Below are 21033 nucleotides of genomic sequence, written 5' to 3'. Positions count from 1 at the left end.
ACAGGCCAATAATTACTTATTCTAAAAAATCCTTCTGAAAACTAGTCGTTATTTTAGCCTTTGAGCCTGCATCAGCAGTATTCTTATTCTTAATACCCCTTTTAATAATCCCCTTCCCGAATTTATCTTCTAGATCTTGAAGGGTTTTATGCAATGGCTCTTTCTTAGCATCTTCTTGAAACGTAAACAGATCAAGCTGTTTAACAGAATCATCTTTTTCCACAAGTTCTTGAGCAGTTACACCCAATAAGCGGACAGGTTCCCCGTCCCAATGCTTTCTAAGCAAAAACATAGCAGCTGCTTTAATAGCACTTTCACCTTCTATTGGATTAGGTAGTTTTCGGCTCCTTGTCACCGTATGATGAATGCCATATCTGATCATTAGCTGAATGTTATGGCTGAGCACTGACTTTCGTTTCATTCTTGCACTCACAGAAGATGACAGTTTTTCGATGGTCTTCTCTAACAAACGTTCATCTTCTGAATCCTTTGGTAAAGTAGTAGAGTTTCCAATACTTTTAAATTCAGAGACACTATCGGGATCAACTGGACGAGTGTCAACTCCATTTGCTCGCTTTTTCAGCCGCTCTCCATTAATACCAAGCAGGTGTTTTAGTTGATAATCATTGCCTTTAGCCAATTCACCAATTGTTGTAATACTTATTGTCTTTAATTTTTCAGCAGTCTTGGCCCCTACACCATGCATTTCCCCCACATTCATAGGCCAAAGGATTTTATCAATTTCTCTTTTTCGTAGGATAGTAATTCCCATGGGCTTTTTCATATCCGATGCCATCTTCGCCAAGAATTTATTCGGGGCAATTCCAATACTACAGGGCAACAAAAGTTCTTTTTGTAACCTCAATTGGATTTCCTCAGCAATTTGTAAAGGTGTTAGTGGTCCGGCATAATCTGTCACATCCATATAACCTTCATCGATGGAAACCGGTTCAACTTGGTCTGTATACTCCCTTAGCAAATCAAACATGGCTTGTGAACTCTTCCTGTACCGGTCAAAGTTAGGCTTTCTCACAATAAGCTGGGGGCATTTTTGCCTTGCTTCCCATAAAGGCATCGTTGTTTTCACACCAAAGGCTCTCGCCTCATAACTACAAGTGACGATAATCCCTTTTCGCTCTTCTACATTACCCGCAATTGCTACAGGCTTTCCCTTAAGCAAGGGATCATAGGCCATCTCGACAGACGCGTAGAAGCTATTCATATCTACATGAAAGATTACTTGATGTACTTTTTTTCCACTCATACAATCCACCCTAAGCTTCTCTGCCTATTTTATTTAACAACCAGCTTTGTCAGAAGTTCGCTTAATGCTTTTAGTTCATCCGTACTTAATGATATTTTCTCTAGGAACTTGTTTGGGACACACTCTACCTCTTTATTTAAGGCTTTTCCTTTCGGGGTAAGAGTTATCACAACACTTCGTTCATCTTTTTTGGAGCGACTTCTTGTAATTAAGTGATTTGTTTCCATACGCTTTAGCATGGGAGTTAAAGTACCAGAGTCCAAAATCAGCTTCTCACCCAACTCTTTTACTGAAATGGCATCCCTTTCCCACAGTACCAATAGGACCAGGTATTGAGAATATGTTATTCCCAGCTCATCTAAATATGATCTATATAATTTCATCATTTTCTTTTCTGCAGAGTAAATTTTAAAACAAAGTTGATTATCTAATTTTAAGTTGCTATCCATACATATATCTCCTTTAAATCTCGATAATACTATTGTACAACTCACTTACCTTTTACACAAATACCTTTTGCACAACTTATTAGTTGACTAAATAATTCACACGCGATAAGATAGAAGGGAATTAAGTTTTGCGCAATATAATTTTACACAATTAAAAGGAGCGGATTAGACATGGATGCATTATATACAGCAAAAGTTACAGCCTCAGGTGGTAGAGCAGGAAAAATTCAAAGCGAAGATGGAACTTTAGATCTTGCACTTGCAATGCCAAAATCATTAGGTGGAACAGAAAAAGAAGGAGCAACTAATCCAGAACAACTATTTGCTGCCGGGTATTCCGCTTGTTTTGACAGTGCACTAAACCTTGTAGCACGTCAGGCGCGTCAGAAAATTGAATCAGAAGTTGTTGCAGAGGTTTCTATTGGTAAAGACACGGATGGTGGCTTTAAACTGGCTGTCGTGTTAAACGTTAGTATTAATGGAGTTACTCAAGAGGAAGCAGAGAAGTTAGTTAAACAAGCACATGAAGTTTGCCCTTATTCTAAAGCTACCAGAGGAAATATTGAAGTGGAACTAGTAACAAGAGCACAATAATTCAAAATAAGACCACCAGCTAGAAAAAGGCTGGTGGTCTTATTTTGTATAAAAAACTTAATATGTATTTTCCCTATAAAGTAGAAGCTTCCACCGCATCCTTGATATGATGGATTTTTTCAAGGCTTCCCACTAAGTTATTCGGATCAATAATTGCAATCAATCGACTATCAAGATTTACCATCCCGCTTATATACGGAGAAGACTGAAATGCCAACACGTTTAAATCCTTAATAGCCTCTTTTTTCACATCCAATATTTCCTTTGCATCTTCCACTAATAACCCTATGGAAAGTTCCGATGTTTGCACAACAATTAATCGTGTTTTATCATTCACTTCAATGGGGTCAGAAAATAATATATGCTTGACATCAAAAACTGGTATTAGTTGTCCCCTTACTTTCATAAGGCCTTTTAAATAAGCTGCCATTTCAGGTAGTGCTGTAACAGTCCCAAGCTTTTCAATAGAAACCACATTTTCAACTGCTATGCCATACTCTTCTTCCTTTGTTTCAAAAATTACTAGTTTTTTGGATTCCATGACTATTCTCCTATTCGCCCTTTTTCTCTATTATAAAACAAGGTATAAAAAAAAGCTTGGCAAATTCACCAAGCTTTCCCATTTTATTTTGCTACTTCCTTCATGATACTTACAACCAATTCCGTTGTTTTAATCAATTCTTCAATGGGCATTCTTTCATTAGTCGTGTGAATTTCTTCGTACCCAACTGCTAGATTTACCGTTGGAACGCCAAATCCTGCGATAACATTGGCATCACTGCCTCCGCCGCTACGTTGAAGTTCAGGCGTTCTTCCGATTTCAGTAACGGCACGCTTAGCCACTTCTACTACATGATCACCATCAGCAAATTTGAAGCCTGGGTACATCACGTCTACTGTTACTTCTGCACGGCCACCCATGTCTGCTGCAACAGTTTCAAATGCATCCTTCATTTTCGCTACTTGTGCTTCCATTTTTTCTGGAACCAAGGAACGAGCTTCTGCTAAAATATCGACACGGTCACAGACGATATTTGTTGGACCACCGCCTTCAAAACGTCCAATGTTTGCAGTTGTTTCTTCGTCAATCCTGCCTAATGGCATTTTTGCAATGGATTTTGCTGCAATCGTAATCGCAGAAATTCCTTTTTCCGGTGCAACTCCAGCATGAGCTGTCTTCCCGTAAATAGTTGCTTTTACTTTTGCTTGTGTTGGTGCAGCGACAATGATGTTTCCAACTGTTCCGTCGCTATCAAGAGCAAAACCGAATTTTGCAGTTACTAAAGCTGGATCTAGAGCTTTTGCTCCTACAAGACCAGATTCTTCACCAACTGTGATAACGAACTCGATTTTTCCGTGTTCAATATTATTTTCTTTTAATACTTTTACTGCTTCAAGCATTGCAGCAAGGCCTGCTTTATCATCAGCTCCAAGGATAGTTGTACCGTCTGTCACTATGTAGCCGTCTTTAATGGATGGTTTGATTCCCTTACCAGGAACTACTGTGTCCATATGGGACGTGAAATAAATGGTATCCACACCATCTTTAGTACCTTCAAGTGTACAGATCAGGTTACCTGCACCATGTCCGGTTTCATTCATGGTATCATCTTCTACTACTTGGACACCAAGCGCAGAGAATTTTTCTTTTAATACTTTACAAATCTCTGCTTCAAATTTTGTTTCTGAGTCCACCTGGACAAGCTCTAAAAATTCTTCGACAAGTCTGTCTCTGTTAATCATATGTATGTTCCTCCTACTACTTATTGAATCCCATCCTATTATAACCTATTCATGCGATTTTTTCCTTGCTCAACCTAATTAATCGGCAAAGTAGCGGTATCAAATTCTTGAATGGATCTTCTATATTCATCGTAACGCTCCGTAAAGGTATTACTTGTATATTCCTTGATTGTTTTTCTCCAAAAAGCCTGAGCGGGATAGTTATTTTCAATCTGGAAAATTTGCCATTTACCAGGGAACATAGAAAACAGCTGTTGAGAGGCTATTGTTCCCACCCCTTTTCCATGAAACTTTCTCAGGACAAAGAACTCTTCTATAACATTTGGTGAACCTTCGTTTCCCTCTTCTACCAGGGCAAAACCGGCAAGTTCTTCACCAGAAATAATAAAAAATGCATGATACTCATTGTTATTCCAATACTTGTCTAAATCAAATGGTTTATACTTTCCATCCGTTTCTAATGTAATTTGCTTATTAAATCTTGTGAACTCGTAAATATAAAACTGAATTATATTATGAAGAACCGCTTCCTGATCTTGATTCACTTTTTTCAGATTAACCATATTATTCTTCCCCTTTTTAGTTAAAAAAGATAGCAGGCTTTTTCCACCTACTATCTCTCCTCATGAATTATAGTGGGATGTTCCCGTGTTTTTTATAAGGTCTTGATTCTTTTTTATTACGGAGCATTTCTAGTGATTGAATCAATTTAATCCTTGTCTCTCTTGGATCAATCACGTCATCTACCATACCTTGGCTTGCTGCAACATAAGGATTGGCAAACTTTTCACGATACTCTTCAATCTTCTGAGCGCGTGTCTCTTCTGGATTATCGCTCTCATTGATTTCTCGGGCAAAAATGATGTTTGCTGCTCCTTGAGGACCCATTACTGCGATTTCCGCATTCGGCCATGCAAACACAAGGTCCGCGCCAATGGATTTACTGTTTAAGGCTACATATGCGCCACCATACGCTTTACGCAAAATCACGGTCAGCTTTGGTACAGTCGCTTCGGAATATGCATAAAGGATTTTGGCACCATGACGGATGATTCCGCCGTGCTCCTGTTTCACACCCGGGAAGAATCCCGTGACATCTTCAAATGTAATCAATGGAATATTGAAAGAGTCACAGAAACGAATAAACCTGGATGCTTTATCAGAAGAATCGATATCAAGTCCGCCTGCCATCACTTTTGGCTGATTACAAACTAGTCCAACAACTTCTCCCTTCAGCCTTGCCAATCCAACTACGATATTTTTGGCAAAATCCTTATGAACTTCCATAAACGACCCTTCATCCACTACCTGGTTGATTACAATTCGAACATCATAAGGTCTAATTGCGTCAAACGGGATGGCATCGGCTAAATCTGGACGGTAATCATCACCTTGTTCACAAGAAATTCTTTCTGGCTTTTCTTCATTGTTTTGTGGAAGGTAACTTAGCAGGTTGCGAACCTGTGCCAGTACCTCTTCCTCCGAAGAACTGGAAAAGTGAGCATTACCGCTTATCGCGTTATGTACTTTAGCTCCACCAAGACCTTCTGAACTGATTTTCTCTCCTGTTACCGTTTCAATCACCTTTGGTCCCGTGATAAACATTTGACTCGTCTTTTCCACCATGAAGACAAAATCGGTAATGGCCGGAGAATAGACAGCCCCACCTGCACAAGGCCCCATAATAACTGATATTTGAGGAATCACTCCTGAATAGATAGAGTTTCTGTAAAAAATGTGACCATATCCATCTAATGAGAGAACACCTTCCTGGATACGCGCACCACCGGAGTCATTCAAGCCGACAATGGGTGCACCATTTTTCGCTGCCATATCCATGACATTGGCGATTTTCTTTGCATGCATTTCTCCTAGGGCTCCACCAAATACAGTGAAGTCTTGTGAAAAAAGATAGATTGGTTTGCCGTTCACTTTTCCATAACCTGTAACGACGCCATCTCCAGGTCCTTTTTTTCCCTGCAGCCCAAAGTCATTGCAACGGTGTTCGATAAATGGATTAAGTTCTACAAAAGTCCCTTCATCCACAAGCAGTTCGATACGCTCTCTGGCAGTCAGTTTCCCTTTTTCATGCTGCTTGTCAATTCGATCGTCTCCACCGCCAAGTTCTACTTCGCGACGTTTGTCATAAAGCTCGTTTATTTTTTCATAAATATCAATTGTCATGTTGTTTCGCCGCCTTTTCGCAGAATTCTACCAATACGCCATTGCTTGCTTTTGGGTGCATGAAAGCGATGTTCGCCCCGCCTGCCCCGACACGAGATTTCTTGTCTATCATAGGTATTCCCTTTTCAATCATTTCTTGAATTCTATCTTCTATGGATTCTACACTTAAGGCTACATGGTGAATGCCTTCCCCACGCTTTTCAATAAATTTGGCAACCGGACTATCAGGAGAAGTCGGTTCCAATAACTCCAGCTTACAATTCCCGGCATTGATGAATGCCACTCTTACCCTTTGCTCCGCTACATGTTCCACAGCTTCAAAAGTCAACCCCAAAGCCTCTGTATAAAATGGAAGCGCTGTCTCAATTGAGTTTACAGCAATCCCAATATGATTTACATTTTTAATCATGCCAATCCCCCTTGTTGTATGTCCCCTAACTATGACTCTATAACAATTCGACTTTTTGTGCAAAATTCCTTCCTTTTTCGTCTAGAATCCTAACTTGAGAAAGAATCGAAATCCATGTAAAATAGGGATAGTAGAATAAATGGGGAGTGAATGAACTCAAATGATGAACCGCAAATTCCAAAAAGTTGTCGTATATTTAATGATTGGCGTCATGCTAATCACGACACTATTAGCTGGAGCTTCCATGTTTTTTTAATAGATTAACAGACAAAAACGAGCCGGAGATACTTGGCTCGTTTTTTAATTAACTGTAAAGCTTTAAAAGGGAATCAATATTTAACAGAAAAACTACAAACACAACGTTCATAAGCAGTGTAATAATAAATTCCTTAGATTCCTTAATATAAAGATATTGAATGATTGCCTGGAGGCAAAACAGAACGGTAAAAAAGATAACAAAGAGATGCTCTATTTGAAGTACACCTGTTTCTATAACGGCCGGGTACGTAATAAAGACTAAAATGACACAAATAATCCTTCCGAGCACATCTATTTTCTTCCCTTTTTGGATCTGTAAGCTTCGCACGTTTTATTCCCAGTAACTTTCTCACTGCTACATCCACGAATACAAGCGCTACAGCTATTGTTAACATCAACCACACAAAAGTCATGCCAACACTCCTCTCCTATAAAACTCTACGAAATTGCGCTATTTTGTACCAGCAGAACAAATCTCCATGATAATGGAGAAAATTAAGAGCAATAATTAATAAGAATCCCAATACCTCTCCCACCATAAAGCCCACCAAAACAAAAATAACTCACTCCCACATACATCGTGAGTCTAGTCCTAGCCTGTTGTGCTACTTCAAATTGACCTTTGCTTTCTGCCACTTTAATCAGCCTACTGATGATGAGATACATCAGAATTAGGTGCAACACTCCAAGCCCTGTATAGTAAAGAGCGTTAAAAAAGTAATCCCCATTGTAACTCATTGGGTCTGCCGCATTGGCTTTCGGTATGAAAAAAGTGGGAAAAGATATGATTGCAATACCAACTGCCCAACTTCTCTCCTTCTCAAAATCAAGTTGCATCAACCCATATGCAATCATGGAATAACCCACAAAATCCGGTATTATATCTACATACTCAATGTTTATGTCTATTAATACAAAAAGAAATCCCCATAATATTTTTGTAAGTCCTCTATATGTATCATACATATTATCCCCCCTCAAACAAAAAGTCTATTGCTTAGTAATACGTTTAAAAACTCCTGAAGTTTCAATATTTATTCCCAATAAAAAAACCGAACCAAATGGGTCCGGCATCTTTTTAGAAACCTAGCATTCTCGGAATAAATAACACAGCGTCCGCCCAATATGTGATAATCATCAAGATGAAAATTCCCATTAATAGAAATGGAGTGGTTGCTTTAATCAGCTTCTCGATTTTCACATCCGCAATGGAGGAGACAACAAACAGGCCAGTTCCAACAGGAGGGGTTAAAAGGCCAATGGTCAAATTAATACAGATGATGACACCGAAGTGGATAGGATCTATCCCAAATGCCACAACAAGAGGCATCAATACAGGAATTAATATAATTAATGCGGCAATGCCGTCCAAAACCGCCCCGAGCAACAGAAGCATCAAATTCACCATCAATAAGAAAACTAGCGGATTTTCTGAAATGCTTAACATACCGTCAGCAACAAGTTGCGGGATTTGTTCAAACGCAATCATCCAACCAAAGATGTTTGCCATCGCAATAAGAAACGTTACGGTTGCGGTACTTATTACCGTGTTCATTAATAGCTTTGGAATGTATTTCAGTTTCAACTCCTTATATAGGAACATGCCTACTATCAGAGCAACGAAACATGCTACCGCAGCGGATTCCGTCGGAGTAAATGCACCGCTTAAAATACCAAAAATAATGATAAATGGAACGCTTAATGCAGGAATGACATACAAACCGTGATGTAGAATTTCTTTAAAAGATGAACGTTCACTTTTGGGGAAATTATACTTATAACCCAAAAAGGCAATGAGACCAATAAAACCTAGACCATATATGATTCCGGGAATTATTCCTGCCATGAATAACCCACCTATGGAGGTGCCAGAGAGAGTTCCATAAATGATGAATATCATGCTTGGAGGAATGATAGGGGCGACAATGGAGGAGGCAAGGGTGAGCGCCGCGGAAAACTCTCTTGTGTACCCTTCTCTTTCCATTTCCGGAACCATAACTTTACTCATCATCGCTGCTTGAGCATTTGCTGAACCTAAAATGGACGCAATAAACATATTGGATATAATCGTAACGTAAGCCAGGCCACCCCTCACGTGACCAATTAATGTTTTGGAGAACTTTACGAGCCTTGTCGTAATTCCCCCGCTATTCATCAATTCGCCCGCGAGCATGAAGAGTGGGATTGCCAATAACCCGAAATTTTCTAACCCAGAATACAAACGCATAGGTGTGGATTCCAGAAGCACCGGGCTTCCTACAAGTAAGAAGTACAAAACAGTTGTCATACCTAATACGAGAGAGATAGGAATACCAATGAGTAAAAATACAAAAAACAAGACAATTACTAGTATCGTCATTCTACTACTCCCTCCCGGAAAACAACTAGAAAGTTAGTCAAAATATGAAACGCTGCACAAGTTAGGCCGATTGGGACTGCGCTGTATGGTATCCACATGGGTAATAGAATACCACTTGATTTTTGCAAGGCAACATTGGGAGATAGTATCCAAGTATAGGTATAATAAAGAATGACGAAAAGAAATAAAAGCATACAAATATGACCGATTAAGGTTAATACCTTTCTGATATTTGTTGGCACATACTCCAGGAATATCGAAACAGAAGCCTGGGACTTATATTTCAGTCCCAAGCTACCTCCAATAAAGCTGATCCAGATTAATAGAAAGATTGATACTTCCCCGGCCCATGACAAGGGGGAGTTTAGGAAGTATCGGAAGGCTACTGATAATGTTATGATAACCGCCATGCACAACATTAAAAATGCAGCGAGAATTTTCTCGACTTTGGCTATTCCTTCACTGATTCTCATCATTCTTGTGACTTCCCCCTTTAAATCTTATTTTCTATACGTATCAATAAATTCTTTAATTAGAGGATCTGAATCTTTGTATTTTGCATCAAACTCTGCAATCTGGTCTGCAAATGCATCTGCTGGGATATCATAAATTTTCATTCCATTGTCGCTTAATGTTTGCCTGAATTCTTCTTCCTGACCAGAGCGAGTATTTACTGCAAAATCGGTGGCTACTGTTAGTGCATCACGAACTAACTTTTGGTCTGCTTCTGACATTCCTTCAAATGTGGATTTATTTACGATGGCAACGGATGGCCAAACCATATGGTTGGTAACAGCTCCATATTTTACGACTTCATAATATTTATTAGTGATGGCAGCATCCAAATCCATGTCCATCCCGTCAATTACGCCTGTTTGAACAGCTGCGTAAACTTCAGGAAGGGGCAATCCTTCAGGCGAGGCGCCTGCGGAACGATAAAAATCTTGCATTGGAGGACTTGGCGTTACACGTAATTTTAAACCTGCCATATCTTCTGGGGAAGTCACTTCCTTGTCTTTAAAAAGCATGACACGTTGACCAGCAAACAGATAATCCAATCCAACAAGGCCTTGCTCATCCAATGTAGCCAAAATCTTCTTAGAAACCTCAGAGGTCCTAGCTTCATGTGCTGCATTGATATCTTCAAATGCATATGGCATAAACCATGCGGCAAAAGAAGGAGAGCGGGAACTCATATAAGCTGCCGTGATCAATCCAAAGTCTACGGATCCTGCCTCAATCTGTTGAACCATATCTGCCTCTGTTCCAAGCTGGCTTGCGGGATAGATTTCCACTTTCATTCTTCCATCGGACTTATTTTCTAGTTCTTCTGCAAATTTTTCCGCAGCCTGATGCCACATATGGTTGGTTGGGGTAATATGTGCTAATTTAAAGGAATATGTCTTACCTGATTCATCTCCGCTTGCTTCGTCTCCTCCACATGCCGCGAGCAACAATACCATTGACATGACCATCATCATTACTATACTTTGCTTCCCCTTTTTCATCGTTCTCCCCCTTTATTTTCCTTATTCATCAAGTTGCGCCTTTGTAACACCGCCTGTTCCCCAATTTTCCTTAGGTATTTCCATGAGCAACACCCTTACTTGTTCCGGAGCAGTTCCAAGCGTTTGGGTGATGGCTTGGGTGACGTTTTGAATCAGTTCTTGTTTTTGCTCGATACTTCTTCCTTCCAGCAAATGAATGTGAGTAATCGGCATATAGGTACTCCTTTACAACTCGACGTTCAATTTCAATGTTCCTAACTGATCATAGTGAACCTCTACTACATCCCCCTTGTAGACATTAATTGCTTCGGTAATTCCACCAGCAAGAACCACCATTCCAGGTTTGACGGAAAGGCCTTCGCGGTCCAACATTTTCACCAATTCCACAATAGACTTTACGGGGTGATCCAATACTGCCGCTCCCACTCCTGATTGAACCGTCTCTCCGTTCCTCGCCATGGATACTCCAACCTTATCCCAAGAAGTGAAGTATGGAGAGAATGCTTGATTTCCTAGAATGAACTTAGAAGAAGATGCATTGTCTGCCACCACATCCTCTAGCGTAAAGGAGAAGTTCCGATACCTGCTGTCAATGACCTCTATGGCAGGGAAGATGCATTCTGTTGCCATCCAGACATCACGAACGGTAATTTGATCTCCTTTCAGTTCTTTGTTAAGAATAAAAGCAAATTCTGGCTCCACTCGCGGATGAATGAGATTGCCAATATGTAAGGTGGGCTCCGTCAATTCCATAGAAGATGTTAATCTACCATAAATAGCTTCTTCCACTCCCACTGACAATTGTTTTGCCTTACTGGTCAATCCCATTTTCCAGCCAATTAATCTGTCTCCATTGTTGATAGCTTGGTCCATGCTCAACTTTTGAATTTCATAGGCATGCTCCACATTCATATTCGGATGAGAGAGAGAAATTTTATCCATTTCTTGTCCATTTTTTTGGTGATCTGCCACATGTTTTGCAATTTGAAGTAAGTCCAATATAGATCCTCCTCTTAAGCTTTCACGGTCTTTTTGGCCATCTCGGCAGCAATATCGACAATCATGTCTTCTTGTCCGCCGACTACTTTTCGTTTGCCCAATTCTATTAATATATCTTTTGCATCTACCTTAAACTGTTTTGCCGCTTTGTTTGCATGAACCAAGAAACTTGAGTATACACCTGCATATCCAAGCAGCAGTCCTTCCCTTGTAATTTCTTGCGGCTTCTGCAAAATAGGGGCGACAATCTCCTCTGCCACATCCATCATTTTATATACATCAATTCCAGTCTGAATATTTAGCCTGTCTAGTACAGAGACCAGCACTTCTGTCTGTGTATTTCCAGCCCCGGCCCCAAGGCAACGAATGCTTCCATCTATTCTGGTTGCCCCTTGTTCAATAGCTACTAACGAATTGGCCACCGCTAATGAGAGATTGTTGTGAGCATGGAACCCAATTGGTACATCCAAACTGTTTCGCAAACAATGAACTCTTTCTTTTACTTGATGTGGTAAAAGAGCCCCCGCAGAATCAACTACATAAACGACATCCGCTCCATAGCTTTCCATCAAGCTTGCCTGTTCAAGCAATTTTTCTGTTGGCGCCATATGAGACATCATCAGAAAACCAACAGCTTCTAAGCCAAGCTCTTTTGCAAAAGATATATGCTGCTTAGATACATCCGCTTCCGTGACATGAGTAGCAATTCGGACTATTTTGGCACCACGGCTTGCCGCTTCTTTTAAATGCTGAACGGTACCTATGCCGGGAAGCAACAAGACGGCTATCTTTGCTTTCGTAACAACTTCCGTTGCGGCGCTGATCAAATCCATTTCATTTGTAAGCGACAATCCATATTGAAGGGAAGATCCTCCAAGTCCATCACCATGGGACACTTCAATAACAGGTACATTCGCATCATCCAATGCTTTTGCAACACTTTTCACTTGATCAATAGTAAATTGATGACTGATAGCATGACTGCCATCCCTTAAAGCAACCTCAGTAATCCATACATCACGTTTCAACCTTTTGCCCTCCCCTCTATTATGTAGCTTTAACTGCTTTAGTTCTTTTTCCTGCCAATCTATTTGCTTTTTCTTCTCCTACTTTTACTGCTGCTGCAGTCATGATATCCAAATTACCTGAGTACTCTGGCAGGTAATCCCCTGCTCCCTTCACTTCTATGAAAATACTGATCTTATCCCCATCGAATATCGGGTCAGTACGCAGTCTATAACCTGGTACATACTCTTGAATTTCTTCTACACGTCTAGCTATCGCGGCACTTATTTGTTCTTCTTTTCCTTTCGAATTCTTCACTTGGCAGTAAACCGTATCTCTCATTAAAATCGGTGGTTCTGCAGGATTCAGAATAATGATCGCTTTTCCATTTTTAGCTCCACCTATTTTTTCCATGGCACGGGCTGTTGTAGTAGTAAATTCATCAATATTCATGCGTGTCCCAGGACCAGCACTTTTACTTGCAATAGTTGCAACAATTTCCGCATACTCCACTTCGCACACTTGACTGACAGCATGAATGATTGGGATGGTAGCCTGTCCACCACAAGTAACCATGTTCACTACAGGTTTATTTATGTGCTCCAACAGGTTTACGGTTGGGACGACAAATGGACCGATAGCTGCGGGAGTTAGATCAATTAAATGCTTCCCCGTTTTTTCCAATTCCTTTGCATGCCTGTAATGCGCTTTAGCAGAGGTTGCATCAAAAAGGATGTCTGCAAGATCCGGCTTTTCTAGAAAACCATCCACTCCATTCATAATTATGGTATGACCGTAAGCCTTTGCACGTCTAAGGCCATCTGAGTGAGGATCTATGCCAATCATGGCCGTCAGTTCCAGGGACTTGGAACGATGAAGTTTAAGCATTAGGTCTGTACCGATGTTTCCTGAACCAATAATCGCTACTTTCACTTTCCCCAAAGCGTACTCCTCCTCTCTTTATTCAAAGTTTACTTTTACCTCTCCGAGTGTTTGGAATTTGGCCTCGAATTCGTCGCCCTCTTCTGCGTTAACTGCCGCGGATAAGGCACCTGAGAGGATTACTTCATTTGCTTTCAATGTAATTCCAAACTCAGATAGTTTATTAGCAAGCCAAGCTACACAATAGGCTGGATCTCCTAAAGCCGCTTTCCCGACACCTTCATTCATTAATTGTTGATTCTTATAAAACGACATCTTCTCTTCCTTAAGGTTAATTTGATGCGGCTGGAGCTTTTTATCCCCTAACACGTACAGGCCAGAAGAAGCATTATCCGCTATCGTGTCACATAGTTTGATTTTCCATCCTGCTACACGACTGTCCACAACCTCTAATGCAGCAACAACATATTCTGTCGCATCCAATACATCCTCCACCGTCACATTGGGACCAGTTAAGTCCTTTTTTAAAAAGAATGCTATTTCTCCTTCCACTTTCGGTTCGAGAAGTTGCCGGCGTGAAATAACCCCACCATTTCTCACTTCCATTGATTGAAGAAGGTGACCATAGTCGGGTTCGTCTACACCAAGAAGCTGTTGCATGGCCAGTGACGTAAGTCCGATTTTTTTCCCACTGATTGTTTCTCCATTTTCTAGCTTCACCTGAATGTTATCCATTTGAATGTTGTATGCTTCTTTCACTGTTAAGTCCGGGTTCATATTCGTTAAAGGCGATACACCTTTTCTTGTTTTTTCAGCGTTCATCAACAGGTCTGAAAACTCTCTCGTTTGAATGGTCAATTATAGGAACTCCTTTCTAGCATCAAAGTTTTACCGTAACATTCGACAATTCACTGTAAAAATCAAAGCTGTGCATGCCGCCTTCCCTGCCAATACCGCTTTGCTTCATCCCACCGAATGGAGTCCTTAAATCTCTTAAATACCAAGTATTGATCCAGATGATTCCCGCCTCAATTTCTCTTGCAACACGATGTGCACGGCGAAGATCATTCGTCCAGATTGTTGCACCCAGCCCATAATGAGTATCATTAGCTTGCTCCAATACTTCTTCTTCTGTTTCAAACGGGATAACGGTGACGACAGGGCCGAAGATTTCTTCTTTAACACATCTTGCATGTCTATCTAGTCCAACGACAATCGTCGGTTCAATGAAATACCCTTTATCAACAAAGTCAGGTCTCCCTCCACCTGTCAAAATGGTCCCGCCTTCTTCTTTCGCTATTTCAATATAGGAGAGGACCCGTTCGTAGTGTTCTTTACTGATCACTGCACCTACTTTTGTAGCTGGATTAAATGGATCTCCGGTTTGTAGTTCTTTAGTTCTGGCAGTGAACTTTTCAAGAAACGATTCATAGATTGCACTCTCCACATAGATTCTTGAACCACAAAGGCATACTTCCCCTTGGTTCATGAAACTCGATTTGAGCGTTGTATCAATAACCTCATCCAAGTTGGAATCCGCAAAGATGATATTTGGATTTTTCCCACCTAGCTCATAAGATAACTTTTTAAGCGTAGGAGCTGCCGCTTTCATGATTGCAGATCCAGTTTTGGTTTCCCCTGTAAAAGTAATTGCATCCACACCTGGATGCTCGGTTAATGCAGAACCGGCCGAATCAGCTCCAAAACCATGCACGAGATTAATGACCCCATCTGGTACACCTGCATTTTTGCAAATTTCCGCCAGAACAGTTGCTGTCATTGGGGACCATTCCGCAGGCTTCATGACCGCAGTATTACCTGCCGCAAGACATGGGGCTAATTTCCAAGTCAATAAGAGTAAAGGTAGATTCCAAGGATTGATCATCCCTACGACTCCTACCGGTCTTCTAATAGAATAATGAAGCGCCACATTATCTTGTTGGTAGGATTCTCCTCCCATAGATGTTAAAAAGTCTGCGAAAAAATAAAAGTTGTAAGCAGATCTGGTGATGTCCATTTCAAGAGCCAATTCGTATGGCTTGCCAGTATCCATAGACTCCAAGACAGCCAGTTCTTCTTTTCTCTCTAAAATTCCATCTCCTATTCTTCGCAATAAATCTGACCGCTCTTTGGTCGTATACTTTTTCCAAGGACCTTTTAACGCTTTTCTTGCAGCAGTAACCGCACGATCAACTTCCTCTTTCCCGCCTTCCGCCACTTTACCGATCACTTCTTCTGTTGCAGGATTTATATTATCGAAGGTTTTCAAGTTAATAGAATCGATGTAATCGCCGTCGATAAAGTGCCGACAATCTATCGGCTTGATTTTCCCAGGAATAAACTCTTTAACTTGCATCAGACAACCCACCCTTTCCAAAATGAAGACTCCCTCTCATCCAAGAGAGAGAAGGAGTCGTTACTCTGCAACTTCAACAATCAATTCTATTTCGATGGCCGTATTGTTAGGCAGTTGTGCCATGCCTACTGCAGAACGGGCATGTTTTCCTCTATCACCGAATACCTCAACCAATAAGTCTGATGCCCCGTTCATCACTTTAGGTTGATCAGTGAAATCTTCTGTGCTATTGACAAAGCCCAACATTTTAACGATTTTTTTCACCCTACTTAATTCACCTAGCTCATGCTTTAAAACACTTAATAGATTTAGCATCGACTGGCGAGAAGCAAGATACCCTTCCTCAATAGTAAAATCCCTGCCTAACTTGCCATGATATTGATCCACCCCTTGGCCTGCGGTGAAAATCAGATTACCTACTTTGACATGACTGACATAGTTACCGACTGCCGGACGTATATCTCTTAACTCAAGACCTAATTGTTTCAGCTTTTCCTCTGGAGTCATCAGCTTTTGTTCCATAGTCGGTCTCCTTTATATTCAAAAATTCCAAAGCATTCTTTCCTAACAGCAGTTTTTTGTCCGAATCAGATAAATCCTCTATCTCATCTACTACTTTTCCAGGTGCAATTTCTCGTAATAGGAAAGGATAGTCAGAACCCATAATCACTTTATCGATACCAAATCGTTCAATCAGGTATTTCATCGTAAGCGCATCATAGTTCAAGGAGTCAAAATAGAACTTCTTAGCATAATGACTAGGAGGATGTGTTGTAAGCCGAAGATGCGGCCATACTTCCCACCCCTTGTCCAAGCGCGGTAAAATATAAGGAAACGAGCCTCCGCCATGGGCAAAACAGATTTTAAGGTTCGGAAACTTTTCCATTACCCCGCTCCAAATCAAACTTGCGGCTGCAAGAGCTGTCTCGCTTGGCATTCCGATCGTGTACATAAAATTGTGTCTTGGGGTACGGTCTTTCGCCATCGTTTCCCAAGGATGAATAAAGAGAGGTACATTCCACTCTTCTGCCATCTTAAAGAACTCTGTTAAATGAGGGGAATCAAGATTTTCTCCATTTACATTAGTTCCGATTTCTATTCCGGCAAGCTTAAGATCATGCATACACCGATCCATTTCCTGAATGGCAACAACCGTATCTTGAAGAGGTACGGTTCCTAGACCAATAAATCGGTTGGGATATTCTTTAACCGTATCTGCAATAAAATTATTTTGGAGCTGCGCCATTTCTAGTGCAGCCTCTTTGTCCGCCCAGTAAGAAAATGTCACAGGAATTGGGGATAGTACTTGTATGTCCACACCCTCTCTGTCCATGTCCTGAATACGTTTATGCGGACACCAAACTTGGTCGGTCACTTCCCGAAAGACCTTTCCTGCAACCATAATGTTTGCGCCACATGTACAAGTCTGATCTAGCGTTGGCCAGCGGTCTCCGCCATATTTTTCTCCAAAGTCCGGAAACTCCTTTGGAATGATGTGAGTATGAAAATCTATTCGCATTTCCACACATCTACTTCCTCTGGCATTACATGGCCGCAATGGTCACAAGTGCGCAGTTCTTCGCTTTCATTGAACTCCTCTATCGCTCCTTTTACCTGCGTTTCAATATTAGTCAATTGAACCGTCACCCTGTGCATTTCCTCATTACAGTTGTCACAAAACCAAACAAAGTCCTCAAGCTCCCCTTTGTCCCTCTTTCTTTCCAAAACAATGCCATACGTATCCGCCACACGGTGCGGAGAATGGGGAACATTTGCAGGCAGCATAAACATTTCCCCTTCTTTAACCGTTACCACTTCACGCTCTCCTTTTTCATTGATGCATTCTACATAACAGTCACCCTTCACCTGATAAAAGAACTCGTCTGATGGATCAACATGGAAATCCCGTCTTCTATTCGGCCCGCCAAGCAGCATCGCGATAAACTCAGAATCCTCCCAAAGAACTTTATTGTTAACCGGCGGCTTCAATAGATGTTTGTTATCCTCGATTACTTTCATAATGTTCATGGATCTCGTCTTCAATGCCATAGCTAATTCCTCCCTATTATCATTTTGTAAGCGTTGTCAAATTGCGCTAATATAACCAAGCTCTTTTGAAATTTGTCTGGATGTCCGCAAAACACTTTGAATGATGGCCTGTTTTTGCTCGCCTTGCATATATGAAATGGGACCAACCATATTCAGAGCGGCTACAGTTTGTCCTGTATAAGAATGAATCGGAGCAGCAATTCCGTATAACCCCAATTCATTTTCATTATTGCTGATGGCGTACCCTTGCTCTCTTATTTCTTCCAATTCTTTTTTTAATTTTTTTACACAAGTGATGGTATTTGGCGCTCTTTGCAACAGACCTTTAGAAATAGTAGGCTGAATGAAGGATGGATTGAAAGATAATAATATCTTTCCTGTACTTGTACAATAAGCAGGTTTGCGGGCACCGACAAAAGTCGGAACAGGTACGGAATTTTTGGCAGAAACCTTTAGGACAAAGCGTACCTCTCCAGCATCAAACATACCGATATGGACCGTTCCATTATATTGGCGGACAAGGTCCTCTACGATTGGAATGGCTTCACTGTATATTTCCTGCTGATACATGACATGGTTACTCCACTCAAGCAATTTCCAGCCGAGCCGATATTTTTTTCGGCTGTCCTGTATCAAAATTCCTTCATGGCATAGCGTACTGACAATATGATGGACCGTACTTACATTCATCCCTAACTTCTCTGCAATTTCCTGGTTACCCAAAACTGGCTCATTCCCTGTAAAACAGTCCAGAATCTTTGCTACTTTCAGCACAGAGGATATCATGTCTTCGCCCCTTTTTCATCAAAGTTCTACAATAAATATCAGAATATAACTAATATTCTAATATTTATACAAAGAACGCCATTTCCCTTTATTTTAAATGAGATTTTTTTCTGGTTTAGTTGTATCCTTCAGAGCTTGTTCTGCCATTTCGAATTTACTCTTTCGCTTGTATTGATTATAAAAAATTGCTCTCTTTCTGATTGGATCCCCTGTATAATAGCGTTCATATTGCAATAAGCGTTGTCCGAAAGCTTCTCCGCAAAGGTCCCATGCAAGCTTAAATATGCGAACACGTTCTTCTGCTGACACTCCTTCTCTTCCTCCAAAATACTTGTCCAAATCCGGTCGTAATTCTGTATTTTCAAAATCGGCACCTGTAGGAGACATTAGCAAACCACCTGCTCCAATAATCTGCATAACTTCAATTGCCCGTGGGTACATTTTCGGTAGTAGACCTCTGATGGTTTCAAGCGGTGCCGGTGCCGGACGGTATTCTCCATCCTTTGTCACTTCATACTCATATTCGGATACACGTAGTAATGCCCGAATTGTTTCCACTGCTTGAACGAGCTCACCAAGATCATTTTGCACATTCAAAAATCCATCTACTCCGATGGAATCCGCTACTTTACATGCGACCTCTGTTGCAAAGGCTAGTTTCACATATCCTCTGACTCCTGACTGATGGGCAGGCTGCTTAGCAATTCCTGTCATTGGATATAAGGAATTGGCCGCTTCCACATTGTTATACATGAATACTCTGTCCCAAGGCACCGATACATCGTCAAACGCAAGGATAGCATCCATTTCTTCGTACCTAGAAGCCAGTGGATGATCGAATACAGATCGTTTTCCATCCTGCATCGGTTCACGGCAAATAATCCGTAATCCCGGTGTATCAATAGGAATGGCAAATGCAAGTGCATATCTCTCATCACCAGGTTGGAACCCCGGGAAAGAGTAGATAATCACTTCATCTGTGATAGGAGCTAATGTTGCCAACATTTTGGCACCTCTAACCACTAAACCATCCTTTGTTTCTTTTACCGTCCCTAAATGAGTAAACAAATCCTTTTGTTCATAGGACGCTTTACTTCGATCATTTTGTGGATTAATGATTGCATGTGTTAAAAATAAATCATTATCCCTGATATGACGGTAGTAGTTTCGTATATTCACGGACCAATCCGGATTATATTTATCCAAAAACCAAGAGTTGCTTGCCATGGAAGTGACCACTACATTCAGGAAATCGGGTGTTCTTCCCATAAGGCCGAAAGTTGCACGAGCATAAGCCTCAAACAATCTACTGCGGGCCATAAGATCTTCGTGAGATCTTGGGACAAGAAACGCGTTGTTCACCCGTTCCCCCGTTTCTTCACACACATGCGTTATCTTATCCTGATACTCGGGATCAAACTGCATATCATAAAGTTTTGGCAATTTCATGAATCGGCTGCTTGAACACATCTTCGCTATATAAATCCTCCACTTTCCGACCACCAAGCCAGACTTCAGGCTTTCTGGCCCTTAAAGAGTTAATGTATTGCTCACCTGTCCTGATTCCCATTCCATTTCCCCCTTTTTATTGAAATCGCTTTCATTTTTATTGCGCGCTGTCTCCAAAAATATGTAGTTTCACCTCCATACAAGCTATCTTCCTAAACTATAGGCCGAAAGATTTACCAAAACAATCAGAAAATTTCAAATAGTGAAATCTCCGCAAAAAAAAGTCAGTTCTTTTTGTTTAAAAAGAACCGACTCCTCGTTTATAACAATGAAAATAGCCACTACTTCACTTCAAAACACCTTTCTCTCTCCCAAGCTCCTCAAACGTTTTACCTGTCTTCACAATCCATATTTTTGTCCCCACAGGCACTCTGTCGAATAATGCTTCCACATTCTTATTTTCCAATCGAATGCAACCTTGTGTCACATATCCACCGATGGAATATGGATTGTTTGTCCCGTGAACACCATAGGTCCTACCGTCGGTATCTTCTGCGTCAAATCCAATCCACCTTGTGCCAAGCGGATTTTTCGGATCGCCCCCAGCGATATCTTTTTTGCGATAGTATGGGTTAATTGCTTTTACGGTGATCGTGAATTCACCCTCAGGTGTAAGTTCTTTAGACTTTCCTAGTGGCTACCGTATGCACCTCTTTCAATTCTTCTCCTTGAAAGTAGG

General features: G+C 41.0%; 24 protein-coding genes and 2 pseudogenes. 2 read left to right on the top strand and 24 right to left on the bottom strand.

Annotation, left to right across the window (positions count from 1 at the left end; genetic code table 11):
• Positions 1-16: 16 nt before the first annotated feature.
• On the bottom strand, positions 17-1264 hold the full coding sequence (locus M313_RS0108330) for a DNA polymerase IV (RefSeq protein WP_010194173.1): 1248 nt from the start codon (positions 1262-1264) through the stop codon (positions 17-19).
• 29 nt (positions 1265-1293) lie between these two features.
• On the bottom strand, positions 1294-1713 hold the full coding sequence (locus M313_RS0108325; RefSeq protein ID WP_010194170.1) for a MarR family winged helix-turn-helix transcriptional regulator: 420 nt from the start codon (positions 1711-1713) through the stop codon (positions 1294-1296).
• 171 nt (positions 1714-1884) lie between these two features.
• On the opposite strand from M313_RS0108325, the gene M313_RS0108320 reads away from it, so the two are divergent.
• Positions 1885-2307, top strand: a complete 423-nt coding sequence (locus M313_RS0108320; protein WP_010194169.1) for an organic hydroperoxide resistance protein — start codon at positions 1885-1887, stop codon at positions 2305-2307.
• Positions 2308-2380: 73 nt separating this feature from the next.
• Here M313_RS0108320 and M313_RS0108315 read toward each other — a convergent pair whose 3' ends face one another.
• From M313_RS0108315 to mce, 5 genes are all read right to left on the bottom strand, one after another.
• Positions 2381-2848 carry a chemotaxis protein CheW gene (locus tag M313_RS0108315; protein WP_010194168.1) on the bottom strand — a complete coding sequence of 156 codons (468 nt, stop codon included), beginning with the start codon at positions 2846-2848 and terminating at the stop codon, positions 2381-2383.
• Positions 2849-2931: 83 nt separating this feature from the next.
• Positions 2932-4050 (bottom strand): tripeptidase T, encoded by a 1119-nt coding sequence (locus M313_RS0108310; protein WP_010194167.1) that lies wholly within the window; start codon positions 4048-4050, stop codon positions 2932-2934.
• Positions 4051-4124: 74 nt separating this feature from the next.
• Complete coding sequence (locus M313_RS0108305; RefSeq protein WP_010194166.1) at positions 4125-4613, bottom strand: GNAT family N-acetyltransferase; 489 nt, start codon at positions 4611-4613, stop codon at positions 4125-4127.
• 67 nt (positions 4614-4680) lie between these two features.
• On the bottom strand, positions 4681-6234 hold the full coding sequence (locus tag M313_RS0108300; protein ID WP_010194165.1) for an acyl-CoA carboxylase subunit beta: 1554 nt from the start codon (positions 6232-6234) through the stop codon (positions 4681-4683).
• Complete coding sequence (gene mce, locus M313_RS0108295) at positions 6224-6643, bottom strand: methylmalonyl-CoA epimerase (RefSeq protein WP_010194164.1); 420 nt, start codon at positions 6641-6643, stop codon at positions 6224-6226. The genes M313_RS0108300 and mce overlap by 11 nt, the downstream gene beginning before the upstream one ends.
• Positions 6644-6803: 160 nt before the next feature.
• Between mce and prli42 the strand changes: the two genes are divergently transcribed.
• Positions 6804-6899, top strand: coding sequence for a stressosome-associated protein Prli42 (gene prli42, locus M313_RS25790; protein WP_010194162.1), 96 nt, complete (start codon positions 6804-6806; stop codon positions 6897-6899).
• A 48-nt stretch (positions 6900-6947) separates the two neighbouring features.
• Here prli42 and M313_RS0108290 read toward each other — a convergent pair whose 3' ends face one another.
• The 17 genes and pseudogenes from M313_RS0108290 to M313_RS25150 form a co-directional block, all read right to left on the bottom strand.
• Complete coding sequence (locus tag M313_RS0108290; protein ID WP_029326396.1) at positions 6948-7229, bottom strand: DUF4181 domain-containing protein; 282 nt, start codon at positions 7227-7229, stop codon at positions 6948-6950.
• A gap of 167 nt (positions 7230-7396) precedes the next feature.
• Complete coding sequence (locus tag M313_RS0108285) at positions 7397-7867, bottom strand: hypothetical protein (protein ID WP_010194160.1); 471 nt, start codon at positions 7865-7867, stop codon at positions 7397-7399.
• Between the two features lie 112 nt (positions 7868-7979).
• On the bottom strand, positions 7980-9260 hold the full coding sequence (locus tag M313_RS0108280; RefSeq protein ID WP_010194159.1) for a TRAP transporter large permease: 1281 nt from the start codon (positions 9258-9260) through the stop codon (positions 7980-7982).
• Entirely contained in the window at positions 9257-9736 is a 480-nt protein-coding gene (locus M313_RS0108275) for a TRAP transporter small permease (RefSeq protein ID WP_010194158.1), read from the bottom strand. The genes M313_RS0108280 and M313_RS0108275 overlap by 4 nt, the downstream gene beginning before the upstream one ends.
• 24 nt (positions 9737-9760) lie before the next feature.
• Complete coding sequence (locus M313_RS0108270) at positions 9761-10768, bottom strand: TRAP transporter substrate-binding protein (RefSeq protein ID WP_010194157.1); 1008 nt, start codon at positions 10766-10768, stop codon at positions 9761-9763.
• A 21-nt stretch (positions 10769-10789) separates the two neighbouring features.
• Positions 10790-10981 carry a 2-hydroxymuconate tautomerase gene (thmT, locus tag M313_RS0108265; RefSeq protein ID WP_010194156.1) on the bottom strand — a complete coding sequence of 64 codons (192 nt, stop codon included), beginning with the start codon at positions 10979-10981 and terminating at the stop codon, positions 10790-10792.
• 12 nt (positions 10982-10993) lie between these two features.
• Entirely contained in the window at positions 10994-11767 is a 774-nt protein-coding gene (locus M313_RS0108260) for a 2-keto-4-pentenoate hydratase (protein ID WP_010194155.1), read from the bottom strand.
• Positions 11768-11781: 14 nt separating this feature from the next.
• Entirely contained in the window at positions 11782-12795 is a 1014-nt protein-coding gene (gene dmpG / locus M313_RS0108255; protein ID WP_010194153.1) for a 4-hydroxy-2-oxovalerate aldolase, read from the bottom strand.
• A gap of 19 nt (positions 12796-12814) precedes the next feature.
• Entirely contained in the window at positions 12815-13714 is a 900-nt protein-coding gene (locus M313_RS0108250) for an acetaldehyde dehydrogenase (acetylating) (protein ID WP_010194151.1), read from the bottom strand.
• An 18-nt stretch (positions 13715-13732) separates the two neighbouring features.
• On the bottom strand, positions 13733-14512 hold the full coding sequence (locus M313_RS0108245) for a 2-keto-4-pentenoate hydratase (RefSeq protein ID WP_010194148.1): 780 nt from the start codon (positions 14510-14512) through the stop codon (positions 13733-13735).
• A 22-nt stretch (positions 14513-14534) separates the two neighbouring features.
• Positions 14535-16010 carry an aldehyde dehydrogenase gene (locus M313_RS0108240; protein WP_010194145.1) on the bottom strand — a complete coding sequence of 492 codons (1476 nt, stop codon included), beginning with the start codon at positions 16008-16010 and terminating at the stop codon, positions 14535-14537.
• 60 nt (positions 16011-16070) lie between these two features.
• Entirely contained in the window at positions 16071-16532 is a 462-nt protein-coding gene (locus M313_RS0108235; RefSeq protein WP_010194143.1) for a RidA family protein, read from the bottom strand.
• A complete protein-coding gene (locus M313_RS0108230) occupies positions 16480-17529 on the bottom strand; it encodes an amidohydrolase family protein (RefSeq protein ID WP_083800903.1) in 1050 nt (349 codons plus the stop codon). The genes M313_RS0108235 and M313_RS0108230 overlap by 53 nt, the downstream gene beginning before the upstream one ends.
• Entirely contained in the window at positions 17520-18059 is a 540-nt protein-coding gene (locus tag M313_RS0108225; protein ID WP_010194141.1) for a 3-hydroxyanthranilate 3,4-dioxygenase, read from the bottom strand. Before M313_RS0108225 ends, M313_RS0108230 begins: the two co-directional genes overlap by 10 nt.
• A 36-nt stretch (positions 18060-18095) precedes the next feature.
• A complete protein-coding gene (locus M313_RS0108220) occupies positions 18096-18845 on the bottom strand; it encodes an IclR family transcriptional regulator (RefSeq protein WP_010194140.1) in 750 nt (249 codons plus the stop codon).
• Between the two features lie 93 nt (positions 18846-18938).
• Positions 18939-20415 (bottom strand): annotated as a pseudogene (locus tag M313_RS23080) (4-hydroxyphenylacetate 3-hydroxylase family protein).
• A gap of 225 nt (positions 20416-20640) precedes the next feature.
• Positions 20641-21033, bottom strand: a pseudogene (locus M313_RS25150) (L,D-transpeptidase); the annotation flags it as partial.

This window comes from Bacillus sp. m3-13, from assembly GCF_000175075.1.
GTDB classification, from domain to species: Bacteria; Bacillota; Bacilli; order Bacillales; family Bacillaceae_I; genus Sutcliffiella_A; species Sutcliffiella_A horikoshii_C.
This window is presented reverse-complemented; position numbering and strand designations above follow the sequence as displayed.